At 42.0% G+C, this 19,046-nt stretch carries 13 protein-coding genes; 8 read left to right on the forward strand and 5 right to left on the reverse strand.

Translation table 11 applies throughout. From position 1 onward, the window contains the following. Positions 1-32: 32 nt before the first annotated feature. The 3 genes from G496_RS0111440 to G496_RS0111450 form a co-directional block, all read right to left on the reverse strand. Positions 33-821: a hypothetical protein gene (locus tag G496_RS0111440; RefSeq protein ID WP_245577910.1), complete on the reverse strand. Its 789-nt coding sequence runs from the start codon at positions 819-821 to the stop codon at positions 33-35. A gap of 70 nt (positions 822-891) precedes the next feature. Further along, positions 892-1,377 carry a transcription elongation factor GreA gene (gene greA / locus G496_RS0111445; protein ID WP_027179409.1) on the reverse strand — a complete coding sequence of 162 codons (486 nt, stop codon included), beginning with the start codon at positions 1,375-1,377 and terminating at the stop codon, positions 892-894. 518 nt (positions 1,378-1,895) lie between these two features. Further along, positions 1,896-2,537, reverse strand: a complete 642-nt coding sequence (locus tag G496_RS0111450) for an RluA family pseudouridine synthase (protein ID WP_027179410.1) — start codon at positions 2,535-2,537, stop codon at positions 1,896-1,898. A gap of 1,092 nt (positions 2,538-3,629) precedes the next feature. On the opposite strand from G496_RS0111450, the gene G496_RS0111460 reads away from it, so the two are divergent. The 5 genes from G496_RS0111460 (at position 3,630) to G496_RS19515 (ending at position 10,754) form a co-directional block, all read left to right on the forward strand. Then, a complete protein-coding gene (locus tag G496_RS0111460) occupies positions 3,630-4,760 on the forward strand; it encodes a class II glutamine amidotransferase domain-containing protein (RefSeq protein ID WP_027179411.1) in 1,131 nt (376 codons plus the stop codon). Further along, on the forward strand, positions 4,724-6,358 hold the full coding sequence (locus tag G496_RS0111465; protein WP_027179412.1) for a glutamate synthase-related protein: 1,635 nt from the start codon (positions 4,724-4,726) through the stop codon (positions 6,356-6,358). Before G496_RS0111460 ends, G496_RS0111465 begins: the two co-directional genes overlap by 37 nt. A gap of 40 nt (positions 6,359-6,398) precedes the next feature. Further along, positions 6,399-8,729: an FAD-dependent oxidoreductase gene (locus tag G496_RS0111470; protein ID WP_027179413.1), complete on the forward strand. Its 2,331-nt coding sequence runs from the start codon at positions 6,399-6,401 to the stop codon at positions 8,727-8,729. 418 nt (positions 8,730-9,147) lie between these two features. Then, positions 9,148-9,495, forward strand: coding sequence for a helix-turn-helix domain-containing protein (locus G496_RS0111475; protein ID WP_027179414.1), 348 nt, complete (start codon positions 9,148-9,150; stop codon positions 9,493-9,495). A 68-nt stretch (positions 9,496-9,563) separates the two neighbouring features. Continuing rightward, positions 9,564-10,754 (forward strand): type II toxin-antitoxin system HipA family toxin, encoded by a 1,191-nt coding sequence (locus tag G496_RS19515; RefSeq protein ID WP_169725752.1) that lies wholly within the window; start codon positions 9,564-9,566, stop codon positions 10,752-10,754. A gap of 165 nt (positions 10,755-10,919) precedes the next feature. On the opposite strand, the gene G496_RS0111485 is transcribed toward G496_RS19515, so the two are convergent. Next, complete coding sequence (locus G496_RS0111485) at positions 10,920-11,219, reverse strand: hypothetical protein (RefSeq protein WP_027179415.1); 300 nt, start codon at positions 11,217-11,219, stop codon at positions 10,920-10,922. A gap of 463 nt (positions 11,220-11,682) precedes the next feature. On the opposite strand from G496_RS0111485, the gene G496_RS0111495 reads away from it, so the two are divergent. Next, positions 11,683-12,045, forward strand: coding sequence for a NirD/YgiW/YdeI family stress tolerance protein (locus G496_RS0111495; RefSeq protein ID WP_027179416.1), 363 nt, complete (start codon positions 11,683-11,685; stop codon positions 12,043-12,045). Positions 12,046-13,015: 970 nt separating this feature from the next. On the opposite strand, the gene G496_RS20600 is transcribed toward G496_RS0111495, so the two are convergent. After that, entirely contained in the window at positions 13,016-16,516 is a 3,501-nt protein-coding gene (locus G496_RS20600) for an ABC transporter substrate binding protein (protein ID WP_051294997.1), read from the reverse strand. 447 nt (positions 16,517-16,963) lie between these two features. Between G496_RS20600 and G496_RS0111505 the strand changes: the two genes are divergently transcribed. Then, positions 16,964-18,190: an L-serine ammonia-lyase gene (locus tag G496_RS0111505; RefSeq protein WP_027179417.1), complete on the forward strand. Its 1,227-nt coding sequence runs from the start codon at positions 16,964-16,966 to the stop codon at positions 18,188-18,190. 321 nt (positions 18,191-18,511) lie between these two features. Next, the gene (locus tag G496_RS0111510; protein ID WP_027179418.1) at positions 18,512-19,045 is read left to right on the forward strand and encodes a cytochrome c3 family protein; all 534 of its coding nucleotides are present in this window, start codon (positions 18,512-18,514) and stop codon (positions 19,043-19,045) included. Position 19,046: the final 1 nt, after the last annotated feature.

The raw sequence follows: 19,046 nt of genomic DNA on the forward strand, positions 1-19,046 counted from the left end.
CGATTTGGGTGAATATTGGTATCTCTAAATTCTTATTGAAGGCCGCAGAGCATAAACCCAAGTATCAATGAACATTTTTCAGTGCATGAAGGGTATATGACCCCATGCTTTCTGGAGCAGGAGCGATTTTCTTTACCTATGTATATTTCTGCTATTCCAGTGGGGTGCAGACCGTTTAGAGCCGCGTAATTTAAAAGCTTGGGGGCACAGCATTCACCTGTTCCGGTTGGAATGCCTTTCCCCGGTAGGGCTGCTTCTGGGAGTGGGAGGGATTTTTTTTTGAAGTTATTAAGTCTGAATAGCCGATGGATTGCGGACATAAGGTCGGCTGAAATTTTTTTTCTTTTTTCTTTCAGCTCTTTCAGAATGGGATCACCCTTATCAAGGAGAGCAATTTTTTTACCAAGGTCTTTAATTTCTTTTTCAATATTTACGGTCAATTCATTAAACTCGGTCTCATTCAGGATAGGCGGAACCCATCCCGGTACAGACCAAATACTGTTGTATTGCCCTGAAAATGCCTGAATAAAACCTTCTCGACCTTCAGAATCAACAACAGTCATTACACCAAACATCTGCCCACGGGCTTTTGAATAAAGGTAATCCAGTGAAAAAAGGGGATTGCCGTTGTCTTCAGCCAGAAGATCTATGCTTCCTTTTTTTTCAATGCAGGCTAGAAGATGCCGGGCTACATTTTGGGCTTTGCCCTGCCTGAATGTATGAGTTTTTCCGCATTCAATGCAGAAACCGGAACATGAAATTTCGTCTGAATCTGAAATATCAATATCCGGAAGAGGAAATATTAATCCGTTTGCATTCATATCAAGCCAAAATAAAGGGAGCGTGTAAAACGCTCCCTTATAATTATCTGATTTGCTAAAGGAATAAAGCTTAAGCTGGAACTATGCCTTTAAATTCAACTTCGACAATTCCATACTCAATTCTGCCTTTAGGAGCATTTACTACTATTTCATCACCTTCTTCTTTACCAAGCAGAGCTTTTCCTACAGGTGATTCAATTGAAATAAGGCCCTTTTTAAAGTCACTTTCATCCGGTCCCATGAGGGTGTAGGTCTTGTTCTCACCGGTTTCAATGTTTTCAAGAGTAACTGTTGCTCCAAAGGTGATTTTGGGGCCTTTAAGGGTGCTGATATCAATTACCTGAAACTGCGGGATACGCGATTCAATATAATTGATTTTGGCTTCAAGCATTCCCTGCCGTTCCCTTGCAGCATGGTAGCCTCCGTTTTCTTTAAGGTCACCTTCTTCACGGGCTTCGGCTATGGCCTTGATTACTTCGGGACGTTCTTTTTTCAGTCTGTCCAGTTCCTTTTTGATATTTTCAAAACCCTGGACTGAAATAGGAATACTGCTCATTTCAAAAAACCTCGATTCTCGCTTCGCGTTTTATATAATTTTAGCGACCGCCTGATCTCTGCGGGACCGCTTCATATACTGTTTTATGTTAAAATTGTGGCCTTATGCCCTTAGAATTCAAATAAAAAAAATGCATCGGCTGAACGTTAGCCTGATCCAGCCGGCGATTTTAAGCTCCCTTAACCGCAGGTTAAGAAGCTTTTTTGTGATGTCATAAAAGAAGAGACGAATAAGACGCGGAAAGTTTTTGGGTAGAACATACTTGAAACTTGGTCAAGCTCTTTCGGGTCCTGTTGCTCTATCTAATTTGCGGGTCTTAATAACGATTTTATATTATAATACCACACTTACTTTATGGCAATAGTTAAAGTTACATTCTATAAGTTGGAAATTGTTATTCTGCAGTACTTTTACAGCAGGTGTTGCTTGCATCATTAATATATACATCAGTTTCAGCAGCAGGACATACGTATCTGGCTGATGCCATTGTGTTTATTTAATCTTCTGAAATGATCTTCCTAAAATAGTGGCGCTACGTCGAATTCCATTCTTTCTTTGGTCTTAGGGTGCTCAAAACAGAGATATCGGGCATGCAGTTTCAGCTGTCCCGGTCCTGTCCCATTGCCGTAGAGCCGATCTCCCACAATTGGAACTCCAAGACCTTCAGGATGGTATGAGTGAAGTCTTAACTGATGTGTTCTTCCTGTCTTGGGAGTAAATTTTACTCTTGTTCTGCCATTCTCAATTGCCAGCTTCTGCCAGTGGGTCTCCCCACGTTTTCCATTTACCGGATCGTATACCTGATAAGGTCTGTTTTCCGGGTCAAGTCTGAAAGCCAGTTCTATTACACCGCTATCGCCTTCAATAATGCCATCCAGAAGAGCTTCGTAGCTTTTTAATACTTTACGGTTGCGGAACTGCTCCATAAGGTCACTCACTGCATGAGCTGTAAAGCCAAGCACTAAAAGGCCCGATGTATCCATATCCAGCCGGTGTACGGTGGGAAATTTTCTGCACTCAGGAAACATGGCCTGTATTCTTGTTACCACGCAATCCTGATTCTCAGGGCCTTTTCCGGGAACCGAGAGCAGACCACTGGGTTTGTTGACTACGACTATCTTGCTGTCGTGATAGATTATATCAAGTTCGTTATTTTTCATCGCTAAATGGTGTTTTGCGGTTGTCTTTGAGTCGTTGAATGCATATTTTCTGTGTCTTGCCGGAAAACATGATTATGTCCAGTTTTATTTTTTATTCTGTGCAGGTTTTCAGATGGCTTTTGTTTTGTTGATCTCAGCCACATTCTTTGGTGCAGGATCAAGGATTATTATAAAGCACGTTCTTGGACGTGGTTTTATTTTTTAGAAATGTTTCATTTTTGTATCTGAATAATCATGTTTCATTTTTGTAATATTTTTTAACTCCCACAGTTCATTTTTTAATATTATCAATAAATTTAAATTGTTACTCAATTATGTCTGTTGATATTGTTATTTTAAAAATACATACAAAAAAGTAAAAAATAATAAAAATATATTATTTGTCAAAAAAAGAATAAAAATCAATAAAAAAAATTATTTCTGCCATTTTTAAAATAAAAACATATTATTTAAAGTTGTTATGCTGAAAATATGTATTGCTTTATGCTTAAATTATAGCTGCGTATAGCGGATAAAATCAATTTACAGAAAGACCTTTGTTTTCAATTTAAAAGATTAATTCATATAAAAATATCAATATTGCATTCAATCGTTTTGAAAAATAATCATTAATAATCAGATACTTATATTAATATCAAGGTGAAGCTCTATGTTGATTGAATAATCAATATTTACTAAAATGTTTATTTTTAGCAACTATTCACAACTGAAACTCATCGAGACAAAAGTACAATTGTCGTGTGTTTGTCAAATTTGTTTTTTTCTGACATGTTTGACATCCGCTTTTCGCTCGGAATTCGAATTTAAAAGCAGTCGCTGGCAGACAGCCTCCTCTGCCGGAAGCGCGATAGCCGCTTGTCATACCCGGACACGAAAGAGTGTCTCCATATAAAGTTTTTAATACAAGCAGATTAACCTGATTGTCATGAGACTTTCCGGAACGGGCAGGCGACCCCGCTAAAGATTTTTCTGAAGGAGGAAAAGCAGGTTGTGATGAGGCTGTAAGGTGGTTTTAGTGATTTTTTGCACCAAATTGTAAAAAAAACAGATCCGCCGGTTGTGAACCTTATAATCATGGAGTGATCAGAGACCATGTGCCGCTTATTTGCACTCACTAGCCGAGATCCGATTTCACCCATGCGCGCCATCGACGCCCTTAATGTTATGAAAGAAGGGCACGACGGCTCCGGTGTGGGGCTGTATCTCAACGGTCTTGGCGGACCTTTTGAGGACATGAAAGAACTTCCGATTCTTTCGGGTATTTTTTCTAAAGACGGGCTGGACAGCCTTGATAAATATATGACTGACCGCGGGTTTAAGGTCAAATACAGTCTGATGTACACTCCCGATCAGGAGCCGCCGGCGGGTACTCCTAAGCGTGGAACTTATGCATCTATAGTATATGATGTACCTGAAGGATGGAACGATCTTTCCGAAGAAGAACGCGGACACAAACTCGTTTCAATGAGACTTGAGCTGCGTGATGCAGGGCAGGAGAGCGGAGACATGATGGTCTTTTCTTTCTGGCCTGATACCATCATGCTCAAAGAAGTCGGTGATCCTCTCGAAATAGGAAGGTATCTTGCCCTTGACCGTGAAGAGCTGAAAGCTCGCAGGATTCTTGCTCAGGGAAGGCAGAATACCAACTACGCAATCAATCTCTATGCCTGCCATCCGTTTTTCCTTGAAGGTGTCTGTACCATGACCAATGGTGAAAACACGGCATTTATTCCCATCAAGGAATACCTCCAGTCACGTGGAGTTCTCGGTTACTCAGGCTACCAGTCAGACTCAGAAGTTTTTGCTCACATTGCACATTTTACTACTAAAAAGCTGGGTCTGGATATCAGGGCCTTCAAGCACATCATCACTCCTTTGAATGATGATGAAATGAAAAGCCACCCTGACCGCGAATTTCTTGAAACGCTCAAGCGTTCCTGTCGCAAGCTAATCATCGATGGTCCGAACTGTGTTATAGGATGCATGCCGGGCGGTCAGATGTTTATGGTTCAGGACCGTAAGAAGCTTCGCCCCGGCGTGGTTGGCGGAAAAGACGGTATCTACGCTTTTTCGTCTGAAATATGCGGACTCAACGCCGCCATCCCGGATCGTGATAAATCTAAAGATTTTCAACCCATGCATCTTGATATGGCCATTGTCGGCCCAGACTGCAAGGAGATTATCCAATGCTCGCAGAAAGACCAATTACCCCTTCAACGCTAAGCGTAAAAGACATTCCCTGGCAGATCAGCTGGGACAGGGAAAACTGTACCTTGTGCGGTCGCTGCACATCGGTCTGTCCTGTCAAAGCCATTGATCTTGGTGTTCATCGTAAAAGAGAGATCAAGACTCCGGCCGGGCTGCGCAAGAAGGCAGAAAATGAATATTCAATTTATTATTCAATAGACCAGAAAAGCGAAACCACCAATAAATGTATCGGGTGTTCACTCTGCAATATGGTATGTCCCAATAATGCCATTAAACCGCATAGAGATGACGATTCATCCAGTTTCACTTTTCAGAATAATCAGGGCGGACAGCCCCGCACAAGAGGCGGTCGCCGTAATTCCGGTGAAAGCCTGCTGGATCAGATCAAGTTCATTCGTATCTCGATGCTCACTGACCCCGCTCTGGACGCAGGCCGCCACGAGTTCAATCTCCGTACTCTCCTCGGAAGGGTGCAGTCACCTGAAGAAAGCATCAAAACCTTCAGGGAACATGGTTGGAAGCCTCCTGTAAGAGAAATTTATCCGCTGGTTATCGGTGGTATGTCTTTCGGTGCTCTTTCCCCCAACATGTGGGAAGGATTGCAGATGGCTGTAGCCTACCTCAATGAGGAAATGAACATGCCGGTCTGTATCAGTACCGGTGAAGGTGGATGCCCTCCGCGTCTTCTGCGTTCACGTTTCCTTAAATATGTAATTTTACAGATTGCGAGCGGTTATTTCGGATGGGATGAAATTATTCATGCTATTCCTGAAATGAAAGTAGATCCGTGCGCTATTGAAATCAAATATGGTCAGGGTGCCAAGCCCGGCGACGGCGGACTTTTGATGTGGCACAAGGTTAACGAACTTATCGCGGCTATCCGCGGTGTTCCGCAGGGAGTAAGTCTTCCCAGCCCTCCGACACATCAGACCCAGTATTCAATTGAAGAATCCGTTGCTAAAATGATTCAGTCCATGAGCATGGCCTGGGGCTTCCGTGTTCCGGTTTATCCCAAAATATCAGCATCTTCCACTTCGCTTGCTGTTTTGAACAACCTGACACGTAATCCTTATGCCGCCGGTCTTGCCATTGATGGTGAAGACGGCGGAACCGGTGCAGCGTACAATGTTTCCATGAACCACATGGGACATCCTATCGCAAGCAACCTCCGTGACTGCTACAACACTCTGGTTACCGCTGGTAAGCAGAATGAGCTTCCGCTTATCGCCGGTGGCGGTATCGGTAAATCCGGAAACCTTGCTGCCAACGCTGCCGCTCTGATTATGCTGGGCGCAAGCGCTGTTCAGATAGGAAAGTATGTAATGCAGGCCGGAGCAGGCTGTGTCGGTTCTGAAAAGGATCGCTGCAACGTCTGTAACATCGGCCTTTGCCCCAAGGGTATAACATCTCAGGATCCGAGGCTCTATCGTCGTCTTGATCCCGAAAAAGTCGCCGAACGCGTGGTAGACTTCTACCTGAGTTTCGATATCGAGCTTAAGAAGATAATCGCCCCTCTGGGCCGTTCCACCTCATTGCCCATCGGCATGTCCGACGGACTTGGAATTGGTGACAAGGACGCTGCTGAAAAGCTCGGCATCAGGTATGTGGTTTAATTCCGCAGAAAAGAAGCTCAGGAAATATCGGAGATAAAAAATGGCCAAAGATATTATACGCATCAGCGGCAGCGAAAACGGAAAACGTGTTGAATCGCGCATTGTTGAAAGGCGCATTCAGGAAGCAGTCCGTGACGGTGCCCGCAAGCTTGAAATAGACGCCATGGGTCAGCACGGCCTTGGCGGTAGACTCTGGATTTCAAAAGAAGAACCCATTGAGGTCGATATTGTTGGATCACCCGGACAGCGTCTGGGTTCCAAAGGTTTTCCCGGAACAACCATAACTGTTCACGGACCTGTTTCGGATGATGTTGGCTGGTTGAATGCCGGTGCTGAAATCATCGTAATGGGAGATGCCACCAACGGAGCATGCAATGCCATGGCTCAGGGTAAGGTAATAATCGGCGGTAGTATTGGTGCCCGTGGTATGACCATGACCAAGACAAACCCCCGTTTCCCCGCACCGGAGCTTTGGGTTCTCGGGTCAGTAGGTGACTATTTTGCTGAATTCATGGCCGGCGGTGACGCTATTGTCTGTGGATACGAAGCTAAAAGTCCTGCGAATGTACTCGGTTACCGTCCCTGTGTAGGAATGGTTGGCGGACGAATTTTTGTCCGTGGTCCTATAGGTGGATTTTCTTCAAGTGACGCAAAACTTGAACCTATAACCGATGACGCATGGGCATGGCTGACAGAGAATCTCAAGGAGAATCTTGCCAAGCTGGGTCGCCCGGAGGTTTTTGATGAAATTTCCGATCGCACCGAATGGCAGCTTATAACAGCCAAAAGCCCCTATGAGAAAAAGGGTAAAGCCCGTCGCTCCATGCGTGAGTTCCATACTAAAGTATGGGATGAAGAACTCGGTAAAGGCGGTCTGATAGGCGATCTGTCCTCGGTTGACAGAAGTCCTATTCCGCTCATTACAACTGGAAAGCTCAGAAGGTTTGTTCCCGTATGGGAGAACCGTAAATATATGGCTCCGTGTCAGGCAAGCTGTCCTACCGGAATGCCTGTCCAGAAACGCTGGCAGCTGGTTCGTGACGGACTTGTTGACGAAGCTGTTGACCTCGCACTGGAATTTACTCCGTTCCCGGCAACGGTTTGTGGATATCTTTGTCCTCATCCCTGCATGGACGGTTGTACCCGTGGTGTTAAAAAGATGGCTTCTGTTGATATCACCCAGCTTGGTAGAAAGGGTGTCAGCAGTAAAGCTCCCAAGCTTCCTGAACTTTCAGGCAAGCGTGTAGCCGTCATCGGCGGTGGTCCCGGCGGTATCTCAGCTGCATGGCACATTCGCCGTCTCGGACATGAAGCAGTTGTTTTCGACATGGCCGAAAAACTTGGTGGTAAGATTACTTCTGCCATTCCTGAAAGCCGTATTCCTAAAGAAGTTATTGAAACAGAACTTAAGAGGGTTGCCGATGTCGTCACCCATTCACATCTTAAGCACAAACTTTCTGCAGAAGAATTTCAGGAAATTAAAAAAGAATTTGACTACGTGGTTCTGGCAACAGGAGCCCAGAAGCCGAGAATTATCCCTATTCCCGGTCATGAACGCCTGATTCCGGCACTGACTTTTCTCAAGGAAGCCAAGCAGGATAAAGCCAAGCCCGGTAAAAAAGTTGTTATAATCGGCGCTGGTAATGTCGGTTGTGATGTCGCAACCGTATGCGGTCAGAAAGGTGCGGAAAGCATTACTCTGATTGATATTCAGGAACCGGCTTCATTCGGTAAGGAACGCAAGGAAGCTGAAGCCTACGGAGCACAATTCCGCTGGCCTTGCTTCACCAAGGAGATCACTGAAGAAGGTGTTGTCCTGCAAAGCGGTGAAGTTATTGAAGCTGATACCGTACTGATTTCCATCGGAGATCAGCCGGATGTAGATTTCCTGCCGGATAATATCGCTCTTGACCGTGGTCACGTTGTTGTTGATGAAAACTATCAGACAACTGATCCTAAAGTGTTCGCAATCGGGGATATTGTTCGTCCCGGACTGTTGACACATGCTATCGGACATGGCCGCGAAACCGCTGAAATTATCGATGAAATTTTCACCGGAAAGCGTCCTGAGAGCGGTCTTAAAGAGACTATTGATTACGATAGAATGACCCTTGAATACTTTGATCCCCGCCTCAATATTTTTGAAGATGTTGAGCAGTGTGGTGCAGAATGTTCGTCATGCGGTTCATGTCGTGATTGCGGACTTTGCGAAACTGTATGCCCCCGCGGGGCCATAACTCGTAAGTCCGGAGATAACCCGAAAGATTTTGAGATGGTCTGCGACGCTGATAAATGTATAGGATGTGGATTCTGTGCAAGTGTCTGCCCGTGCGGAATCTGGAATCTGGTTAAGAACACTCCTCTCGTATAAAAAAGTAGTCAACCTACCTCCATAAGAAAGCTGAAAAAGGCCTGTGGATTTATCCACAGGCCTCTTTCATTTTTAAACGTAAATATGATTCCGGCTGGATCAAATAATGTGCTGTTCCATCAGTTGGATAACATATTATTCAGTGTGTTTCATTAGTGATAGTGTTTCTTACGTGATTTTGAGCTGTTGCCTCATTATGTTGCAAATAAAGTCTGGCAAATTTTCAGCAGTTTAATGAATTGGAAGTCAGCTTAATAAAATAGTATGTTTTTGATCAGCTGGGTTTTGGCCAATCGGAAGCAGCCATTAGCAGTCTTTTTTAGCCTTTTATTTAAATTGTTGCCATACGTTTAAAAAGTAAATATATTTCCTTTAAATCAGTTTTAAAGTAATTTTATTACTCTTTTGAGGTTGTTTTATGGCAAAAAAATCTATTTCAGATATCAGCTTATCCAGTCAGGCTCAGGAAACTCTGCGTATTCTTGGTGAAAATATTAAATTGGCCAGAATCCGCCGTGGAATTACACAGAAAGATTTGGCTGCGCGGGCACAGATGTCTCCACTAAGGCTGCGTAAAGTAGAGACAGGAGAGCCCACTGTGGGGCTTGGCGCTATTGCACAGGTTCTTGATGTCCTGGGGTTGGTGGGCAGCCTTGCTCAGGTGGCAGAACCGGAAAATGATTCACTTGGAAAAAGTCTGGAAAATAAAAATCGTAAGAAAAGAGTCGATCCGCCAAGAAATAAAATTCAAGAGTTGGATTTCTAATAATGAGCACAAATAAAACGTATGTATATATCCAGTTGGGGAATAATTTTGTTCCTGCAGGCCGGCTTGTGATAACAGAAGATGTAAATTCAATTCTGTCCGAATTCGACTATGGACGTCGATATCTTGAACGCAGGGATGCCATTCCTCTTGATCCTGTTCAGTTACCTTTGATCAAAGATCATTTTCAGACTGAGGGGTTATTCAGGGTCTTTCATGATGCAAGCCCTGACGGTTGGGGGTCACATCTATTGGATATAGCGGCAGGGGAATTTGGTAAGACCCCAAGCCTCTTTGATTATCTTACAGTTCTTGATCAAAAAGACCGGATAGGAGCTCTTGCTTTTGGTCCTGATTTATATGGTCCCAAACCTCATTGCCCGGAATGGAGGCCCAAGACTATTGTCGGAGAACATTTGGATTTTGAGGAAATGCTCAGTCTGGTTGATGAAGTACTTGATGATGTTGTGGTCAAACCACAGTTTAGAAGATTTTTTATCAGAGGATCTTCAGTAGGAGGAGCTCAACCAAAGGCCGTTGTTAGCTATCATGGTAATCCTATGATTGCTAAGTTCTCAAAAGAATTGGAACATTGGCCAACCTGCCGAATCGAACTGGCAGCAATGAATCTGGCCCGCATGTGCGGTATTCGCGTTCCTGAATGTGAGGTAATCCAGATTGCTGGCCGGGATGTCTTTTTGATCAAAAGATTTGATCGTGGTGAGAACGGTGAAAGATTCCATTTTTTGTCGGCAATGACATTAACCTCGGCAGATAATATGGAAAAAGGATCATATGCCGATATAGCTCTGGCAATCAGACGCTATGGGGTGCAGCAATTTTTGAAAAAAGACCTTGAAGAGCTTTTTCGGCGTATGGTGTTTAATATCATGATTAACAATCATGACGACCATCTTAAAAATCATGGATTTCTTTACGATGTAGAAACAGGTGGTTGGAGGCTTTCTCCTGCCTATGACATTGTTCCTCAGCCTCAGGAATTCGATACCGGTAAAAGTTATTTAAAATTAAGTATCGGTACCCAGGGACGACTGGCTACTTTGAACAATGCCCTCTCTCAGTCTGAAAATTTCGGATTAAAAAAAGAGCAGGCAAAAGAAATTATTAAATTTATGGGACATATTGTTTTAGATAATTGGGAAAAAGAAAATAGGCGATCTGGTGTTCCGCTGGAAAAGATTATAAGCCTCAGGGAAGCCTATCGGAATGCCTATAATGTAAAAAAAATTGAAATATAGGCGTAGAGATTAAGAATCTAAACTGCACTATTAATCTATAGTCCCAATCTTAATCCAACTTAGCCCGGCTGAGCTATAGCAATGACAATTATCTGATTGTGATATTTTGTATTTTTAGGTTTTCTTGCCTCCTTCCCCGAATAATGAATTTAGAGTGACCTTTTTTTAACTGGCGAATTCCATATCTGAGAAAATTTTTTCTTCATCATAGAGGTTAGGGTAGTCTGATTTTAGTTTTTCAAGTTCTTTGAAGAAATCATCCCAGCCTATAACTTCTGATATCTTCTTATTATCCACAAAAAACTTAAAGACAGTTCCTCTCGGGCATTTTGTAAGGTTAAGCTCAAGGACGCCCTCAGTTTTAGTTTCCGCCCAGAAGGCAGACCATACGGTTTTGTCTCCTTCTGTCTTTTTGTATTTCTCAAAAAAATTTTCAAATATTTTTTGAATTTTTTCTCTTTCCATTGTCAGCTCCTTAATTTCCAGTTTTTAAGAAATATTTTAATTCATTATGTGAATGTAAAAGTAACTCTGCATAATATTAATGGCAAATTTTAATTTATTATTGAAGTGTCAGGGATAGAATTCCTTCTAAAAAGTCTTATCTATTATAGCATAAGGGTGAATTGAAAAAATAAATTATTGTTTAACATATTGATATAACATCTTATTTAAAATAATTGTGACGGTTTGATAAAAAAATCACAAAAATACCATCTTTTTGATTGCACGATCAATCAAAGTGCGCTAGAGGTTGATTCATCGATCAAGGGGAAAACCTATTCAGGGGTGGATGGTTCACTTGGTCGGGATGAAAACTGACCCTGATGTGGAAATTATCGATGGCGAAGTGTTTCATCAAACTTTTAAGAATTGTTTTTTTGATGTGTAGAAAAAAATTAAATTAAAATATTGCGAGGAAAATACTATGAAGCGTTTAACCCTTATTTTCGCACTGGTTCTGGCCATTGGAAGTTTTGCAGCAACATCTAACGCAGTTGAAGTTGGTTCCAATGTTATCAACACTGTTTCTGAGGCAAAAGTTTCAGGACCTGATGACTTTGCTGCCCTGACAGGATCTTTTGTTAAAAAAATTAATGACGGCGAATACCTCTTCAGTGACAAGACCGGCGAAATTATCGTTAGGGTTGCTCCTGATATGGAATCCAAAGTAGAAGCTTGCCTTGGCAATGTAGCTCATATTGAAGGTCATGTGGCTCAGAACATTGTTGCAGTTGAAGTTGATGTTAACAAGGTCATCATTTCAAACAAGCTTGCCTGTAACAAATAGCAAACCAGACAACCTCAGGATGTCCCTCAAAATCTCTCACGCTTCCTGAGGGGGTTGTAAATATATATAAGAACGGACGGTCGTCAGCCGTCCGTTCTTTTTTTGTGCCTATGACCTTTTGCCGCTGTTCAGCAGGCTGTTTTAATCATGAGTATGCTTGTTCATTTTTTATTGAATAAAACTGTTGTTACTAAAGGGTTTACACCTTTTATTAGGATTCATTTTTGTCGTTTTGCTTTTTAAATAAACCATATCTTACTGTAATTACATTGTATATACATTCAGTGTAAGAATGACATGAAGAAAGGTCTAAAATTAGATTGAGAAAAAAATCACCAACTTTTTTTGTAGTAAAATTAATAAGTTATAAGTATTTTGTTAAAAAAATCACAATTACTGGCATTTTTTGATTGCATAATCAAACAGACTTGGATATCTATTGCCTCAAGAGGTCACGGTGAAGTCCTCTTAAGGTTTGCCAGGGTGTGATAGCCCTTTTATTTCAGTCAAACTGCAAGCCCGGTTTTGACCGGCATAATAAGAGATAGAGACATGAGTGTAATTTTTCTTCTGATGATCGTTGGTCTTGCTGCAGCTGTTAATGCCTAAATTCTGAAGCCTCGGTTTTTTTCTGCACTTCGGTTATTGTCAGACCGTTGTCCCTCACTGGCAGAATCAAACTAAGAGAGTTGAAGATATTGCCTGAATCCGTGTTACATCCGACCCAATTAGCCTGAGACACTGATAACCTGGTCGGATAAGGCAAAAAAGACTGCAGCACTGTTTATCGGAGTTTCTCCGGGTGAAGTGAAGCCCGCCCGGAGAGACTCACCGAACTCAAAAAGGGGAATGACTTTAAAGTCATTCCCCTTATTTTTTGTCGTATATTGAATTAAGCTTATCAGCCAAGCTCAATAAGCTCTAAACTGCCGGTGATAATTTCGTGGTTATGGAAAACGGCTTTCAGTGCTTATTCTTCATTAAGTTTTTTCTTATAGAAACTGTCCAGAATGGATCTCAACTCTGACATGTTGACCGGTTTTGAAATATAATTGTCAAAGCCTTTTGAGATCAACATTTCACTGTCTCCCTTCATCGCATAAGCGGTTACTGCTATAATGGGTATTGTTTTGTTTTGGCTGCCCGCAGCTCCATCACGGATGGCTTCGGTTGTTTCCACTCCGTTTAGAACCGGCATTTGAATATCCATCAGGACAATATCTATTTTTCCCTTTTTAAGAATTTCTATCGCCGCATAACCATCAGATGCACTTACTGTCTCATAATTACTTTTATCCAGCATTATGGTCAGAGTCTTCATATTGACTTCTTCATCCTCAACAATCAGTACTCGCAAATTTTTATTTACGCTGTTTTCTTCTTCATAGTTTATTTCGGGAAGGTCAAATTTCTGTGGTTGGGCTCCGGAGGAAATTTTGAAAAGCATGCTGAACATAATTTCAGTGCCTTTACCGTGTTCACTGTCTACGCAAAGTCTTCCATTCATTAGCAGAATAATTTTTTTAACAATAGCAAGCCCCAGACCGGCTCCTTCATAACTGCGGGTCAGGCTTTCCTCGACCTGTCTGAAGGGTGAAAAGACATCATTTATCTTGTCATCCGGTATTCCTATTCCTGTGTCTGCTACTGAAAACAAAATATTACAATAGCCCTCAAAGCTTGTTTTTATTTTGCTTACAGTTAATTTAATTTCACCTTCTTTAGTGAATTTTATGGAATTTCCGAGCAGGTTATTGAGAATTTGATGCAGCCTGTTTTGATCACCTATTATTGCTTTTGGTATGTTGTCTTCTATGTTGAACGATATTTCCAGTCCGGCCTGACGTGCCGGGGGAGTGAAAAGGTTACGCAGGGAATCTATAATTTCATAGAGATTGAATTCTTTTCTGACTACTTCAAGGCGGTTTGCTTCTATTCTGGAGATATCAAGTATATCACTCAGCAAAGCTGTCAATCTCCGTGAAGATTCAATAGCTGTCTGAATATATTCATGTTGCTCACTATCCAGAGTTGTCATCAGCATTAGTTGGAGCATTCCGGTTATGCCATTTAACGGGGTGCGGATTTCATGGCTCATGTTTGCCAGAAAATCACTTTTAGCCTTGCTGGCGTCCTCAGCTCTTTCTTTAGCCAAAACCAGTTCCTGCTGTGTTTCCATCCTTTTGGTAACATCATCAAATATAGTAATTATTTCTCCTGAAGGGAGACTGTAGATTCTGTTTTCCCGCCATCCCGAGCGCAGATCGTCACTGTAATAAAATGGTGGCAGATATTCATATCCCCCAAATTTATGGACTTTCATAAGTGTTTCCAGAAGTCCTGACTCTTTCATACTGGGGAACAATTTAAGTAATCTTTCACCGATGACTTCATCTCGGGATAAGTTTGTTATTTTTTCCGCCATTGGGTTTAAGTCTTTGAATATAAAATCTTTTTGATTATCAACAGCTTCATAGATGGCAATGCCGCTGCCCATATATTCAAACATTGCCCGGAATCTGTCTTCACTTTGAGCAAGATCATTCTGGGCCGTGACTCTTTCCGTTATATTTTCAATCTGAGACAGTATGGAAATAAGGTTTCCATGTTCATCTTTAAATGATGAATTATGCCAGTTACAAAAAACTATCTCACCGCTTTTAGTATAGTTTCTGTTGGTTACAGTCTTGTAATTAACTTTATTACCTATCAGCTCATCAATTTGACTTCTTACTTCCACCAGATCTTCTTCGTATATGAATTGCCAGTCATCCCAGCTTTTTCCTAGAGTTTCTTTAGCCGACCATCCGAATATTTTTTCAGCTGATTCAGACCAGTGGAGAACTCTACCTTCATTGTCCCATTCGATAAGGGCCAGAGGGGAATTGGTTATGTGGGAATTAAGCCGGATTAATGTTGTTTCAAGATTTTTTTCGCTTTCATGGAGCTTTAAATTGGACTTGTGAAGTTCTGTGGAATCTAGAAAAATGCCCACAATAAACCTGTTTTTCAACACAGGGTCGGAACAGATTTCCAGCGAGATATCTCCCCAGATTATTCCCATGTCTTTTTTACGGAAGCATGTATTCCGAAAAACGGATTCACCTTTTCCGTGGATAAGATCTTTTAATTGGAATGCTGTTCCTGATTCAGATTCAGGAATGATCAGTTCATTAATCTGCATTCCAATAAGTTCATCTGCAGTATATTTAAGTGATGAGCAAAAGGCATTATTGGCTTTGACTATGCGCCCGCCGGTGGTTGTCATGAATATACCGGCAGTTGCATTATTGAAAATAGCCTGAAGCTTAGCTTCACTTGAAGTTATCTTTTCTCTGGCGATACGGAGTTTGATGGAATAAGTGATTAATCCTGCAACAATAAGTACAAGAAATGTAAGTGTTATTACAGCAATGGTCAGGTAATGTTTTATCTGATTGGAAAGATAATGTTCCGAGTTGATGATGATTTTGTCTTCAGGGAGCAGGGAATGATTTATCTGGTATTTATGCACCAGACTGTCATCAAATATGTATTTGTTTGCTTTGTTGCCTTCAATAATACTTATCTGCCCCGGACTCGTGCCATTCAAAATTTTTAAAGCCATTTTTGCAGCCAGCCGTCCCTGCTCGAACTGGGAAATAACCTTACCTCCTATAATTCCCTGACCCAGACCATGTTCCCAAAGATGGAAAATCGGCAGATTGGTGCTGTTGCTAATAAATTTCAGGCTTTCGTAAAAATCTTTTTGTTTCAGATCCCTGTCCCTGTAAGCGGAAAGGAGGATAATACTGTCGCTTGGTGAAAGAGTCTTTAATTTACGGCCCAATTCGTCCCAGCTCAATTTTGTAAGAGATAAAACTTCCATTGAAGTTTTGTTTTGCGATTCAATACTGCTTTTAAGGCTTGCAATATCAGATTTACCCGTTGGGGTAGAGTCGTTTATAACAAATATTTTTTTAGTCTGGGGACGCAGCCTGGCAATGACCTTAATGGTCTCTTTAAATGACGGAGATTCAAGAACCCCTGTGATGCTGTCATCATTTTTCAGGGTTTCAGCTTTGGTTGCATCATTTACTCCGCAGAAGACCACAGGCGTTTCGGGAAAAAGCTTTTTCCGGTGCTTTAAGATGAAGTTTAAAGCATTATCATCAGCTGTAAGAACAATGTCATATCGTGGAAGTTTCTTTAGTTTGAAATTTAAATAGTCATAGAATTTCTTATAAGAAGCAGTCGTGAAAAAGCGTTTGCTGTCCATGAATTCAACATCAAGAACAACTCCTTCAGGGTCCAGCACGGACTTGATTCCGTTTACCTGTTTTAAGAAAGTGGGAAAAGCGGGATGATAGGAGCTTATAAGCAGCGCTCTTTTATTAAATGAAGCCTGAGCTGGAGTCTGCTGCAGGATTATCACGCAAGCGACCGGCAGAAGTGTAATAAGAAGTGCAAATATCTTATTATTAATTTTCATCTTTAAGATGCTCCGTCACAGAAGGAAAAAGTTGAGTTTGAATTTTTATAAGCTTTATAAGCTTAGCATAACTGTTTTAAAAATTAAAATATATGCTGTCTTAATTTATAAAATTCATTCTTTCTTTTGCGAAACGGTTGTTATTTCTCAAAATGGAAAAAATTAATTAATTTTTTTCTTAAAAAATAAATACAGGGCTATGTGTCGACAAAATTTTTAAAATATATCATATTTGTCCCGTTTATTCGTAAGTATATAGTCATTACTGTAGATCAATAATTATAAATATTTGCGATTTTGCCGGAGTCTTCCTGTCTTTGTTCATAAAAGCTTCTTTCGGGACATCTGCATTAATGCAGAATTCTTCCCAAGAGCGGTTTTTATTAAGGTGTGTGTTATTTTTTGTCTGGTGTCAGCTGAGAGTGTGCCGTTAAAACAGAGGGTGAAATGGAAAGCATAAAAGAATTATACAGGATTGGGATCGGGCCTTCTTCTTCCCACACTATGGGCCCTAAAAAGGCAGCAGAAATTTTTAAAAAACGTTGCCCCGATGCATGTTCCTACCGAGTGACATTATTCGGATCTCTGGCTGCAACCGGAAAAGGACACATGACCGACTGGGCTGTAGTACAGGTTTTAGGAGACAATAAAACTGAAATTATCTGGAAGCCGGAAGTGGAGTTACCCTTGCATCCGAATGGACTTGAGTTTGAAGCTCTTGCCGGCGACGGAAAAGTTATAAATTCATGGCAGGCATACTCTATCGGCGGTGGAGCTGTAAGAGGGGCAGAAAGTACTGATCAGCAGCCGGTGCAGGTGTATGATCTTCCTGATCTGGCCTCGATTATGGAAATGTGCGAAAAAAGCGGCCTGACTTACTGGGAGTATGTGGAACGCTGTGAGGGGGCGGATATCTGGGATTTTTTATCTCAGGTCTGGAAGACTATGGTTGCCGCAGTGAAAAAAGGACTTGAGACACAGGGCGTTCTTCCCGGAAGCATAGGTCTTAAAAGGCAGGCCTGGAGTTATTACAAAAAAACAAAGCTGGCAGGCAGATCCATGCAGCAGACCGGGCTGGTTACTTCCTATGCTCTTGCTGTTTCAGAGCAGAATGCTTCAGGAGGAACCATTGTCACTGCCCCGACATGCGGTGCCGCCGGAGTTGTTCCTGCTGTTTTATATTATTTGAAAGAGAGTCAGAAACCCACTGAAACTGAAATTCTGCATTCCCTTGCCACAGCAGGACTGATCGGAACTATCATTAAACAGAATGGTTCTATTTCAGGTGCTGAAGTCGGATGTCAGGGAGAGGTCGGTTCTGCGTGTGCAATGGCCTCAGCCGCTGCAACCCAGATCATGGGCGGGTCTGTCAGGCAGATTGAATATGCTGCGGAGATGGGGCTTGAACATCACCTTGGGCTGACTTGTGATCCTGTTGACGGTCTGGTGCAGATTCCCTGTATTGAAAGAAATGCCTGTGCTGCTTCAAGGGCCATAAGCCGGGCGCAGATGGCATATCTTTCCGATGGAGTTCATAGAATTCCTTTTGACGAAGTGGTGCAGGTTATGAAGCAGACCGGCCATGATCTTCCTAACTTATATAGAGAAACAGCCTCTGGCGGTCTTGCCAAAGTTTATAGTGACAGGGCTAAAAAAGCTGTTCTTGGCTGTTGATACTAAGCAGAGTGTTTAAAAAAATCCGGGTCTGTTCGTTGAACATTCCCGGATTTTTTTATTGGTAATATAGAAGTTTTTGCAAACCGGCCCGCCAAATTTTTACCCCGCCGATTGTTCTTCATCTTATCTATTTAAAAATTACTATCTCAGCATCTTATACCATGGTCAGTTAAGATATAAATGGTTTTGACCTTTTTTTAAAAAAAATGTTATTCTTTTACTCTATGTAAAGTGTCATTGCCGGGTTTTCTTAAGCCATGGAGGAATTTTTAAATCCGGTCGGAGTTATTTTTTAATAACCGCAACCATGGAGGAGGTATGAAAAAAGGGCTGAAACCGGCCTTGTGGATTGCATTGGGAATTGCGTTGGGTTTCCCGATTTTCAGCATGACATATTATACCATGGTCAGAACCTCAACTCCGGAGTTCTGTGCTTCATGCCATGAGATTCAGGCTGCTTATGACGGATGGAGAACTTCAACCCATGTCAACAATCCTCAAGGTTTTGTGGCTGACTGTATGGACTGTCATCTGCCCGCACCTCAGGATACAGTTGATTTCTTTTACACTAAAACATTGCACGGGATGAAGGACGTTGCCGCCCATTTGGCAGGTAAGCCTTATATTCGGGAGGAACAGGCCGAAAAAGCCAGATTATCCATCAAAAATGATCAGTGCCTGAAGTGCCATCGTAACATTGAATACATGCCCTATAAGCGGGGTGCGATGCTGGCTCACAGGCAAGTGCTTCACCCTCGAAAAGGGTATGAGAAAAGGTGCGTGGAGTGTCATTCCAATCTGGTTCACGTTGATCGTGAATATTATGATTATAAAGACAATGGCGGAATCTAGA

Origin of the sequence: Maridesulfovibrio bastinii DSM 16055, from assembly GCF_000429985.1 — a bacterium.
In the GTDB taxonomy this organism is placed as follows: domain Bacteria; phylum Desulfobacterota; class Desulfovibrionia; order Desulfovibrionales; family Desulfovibrionaceae; genus Maridesulfovibrio; species Maridesulfovibrio bastinii.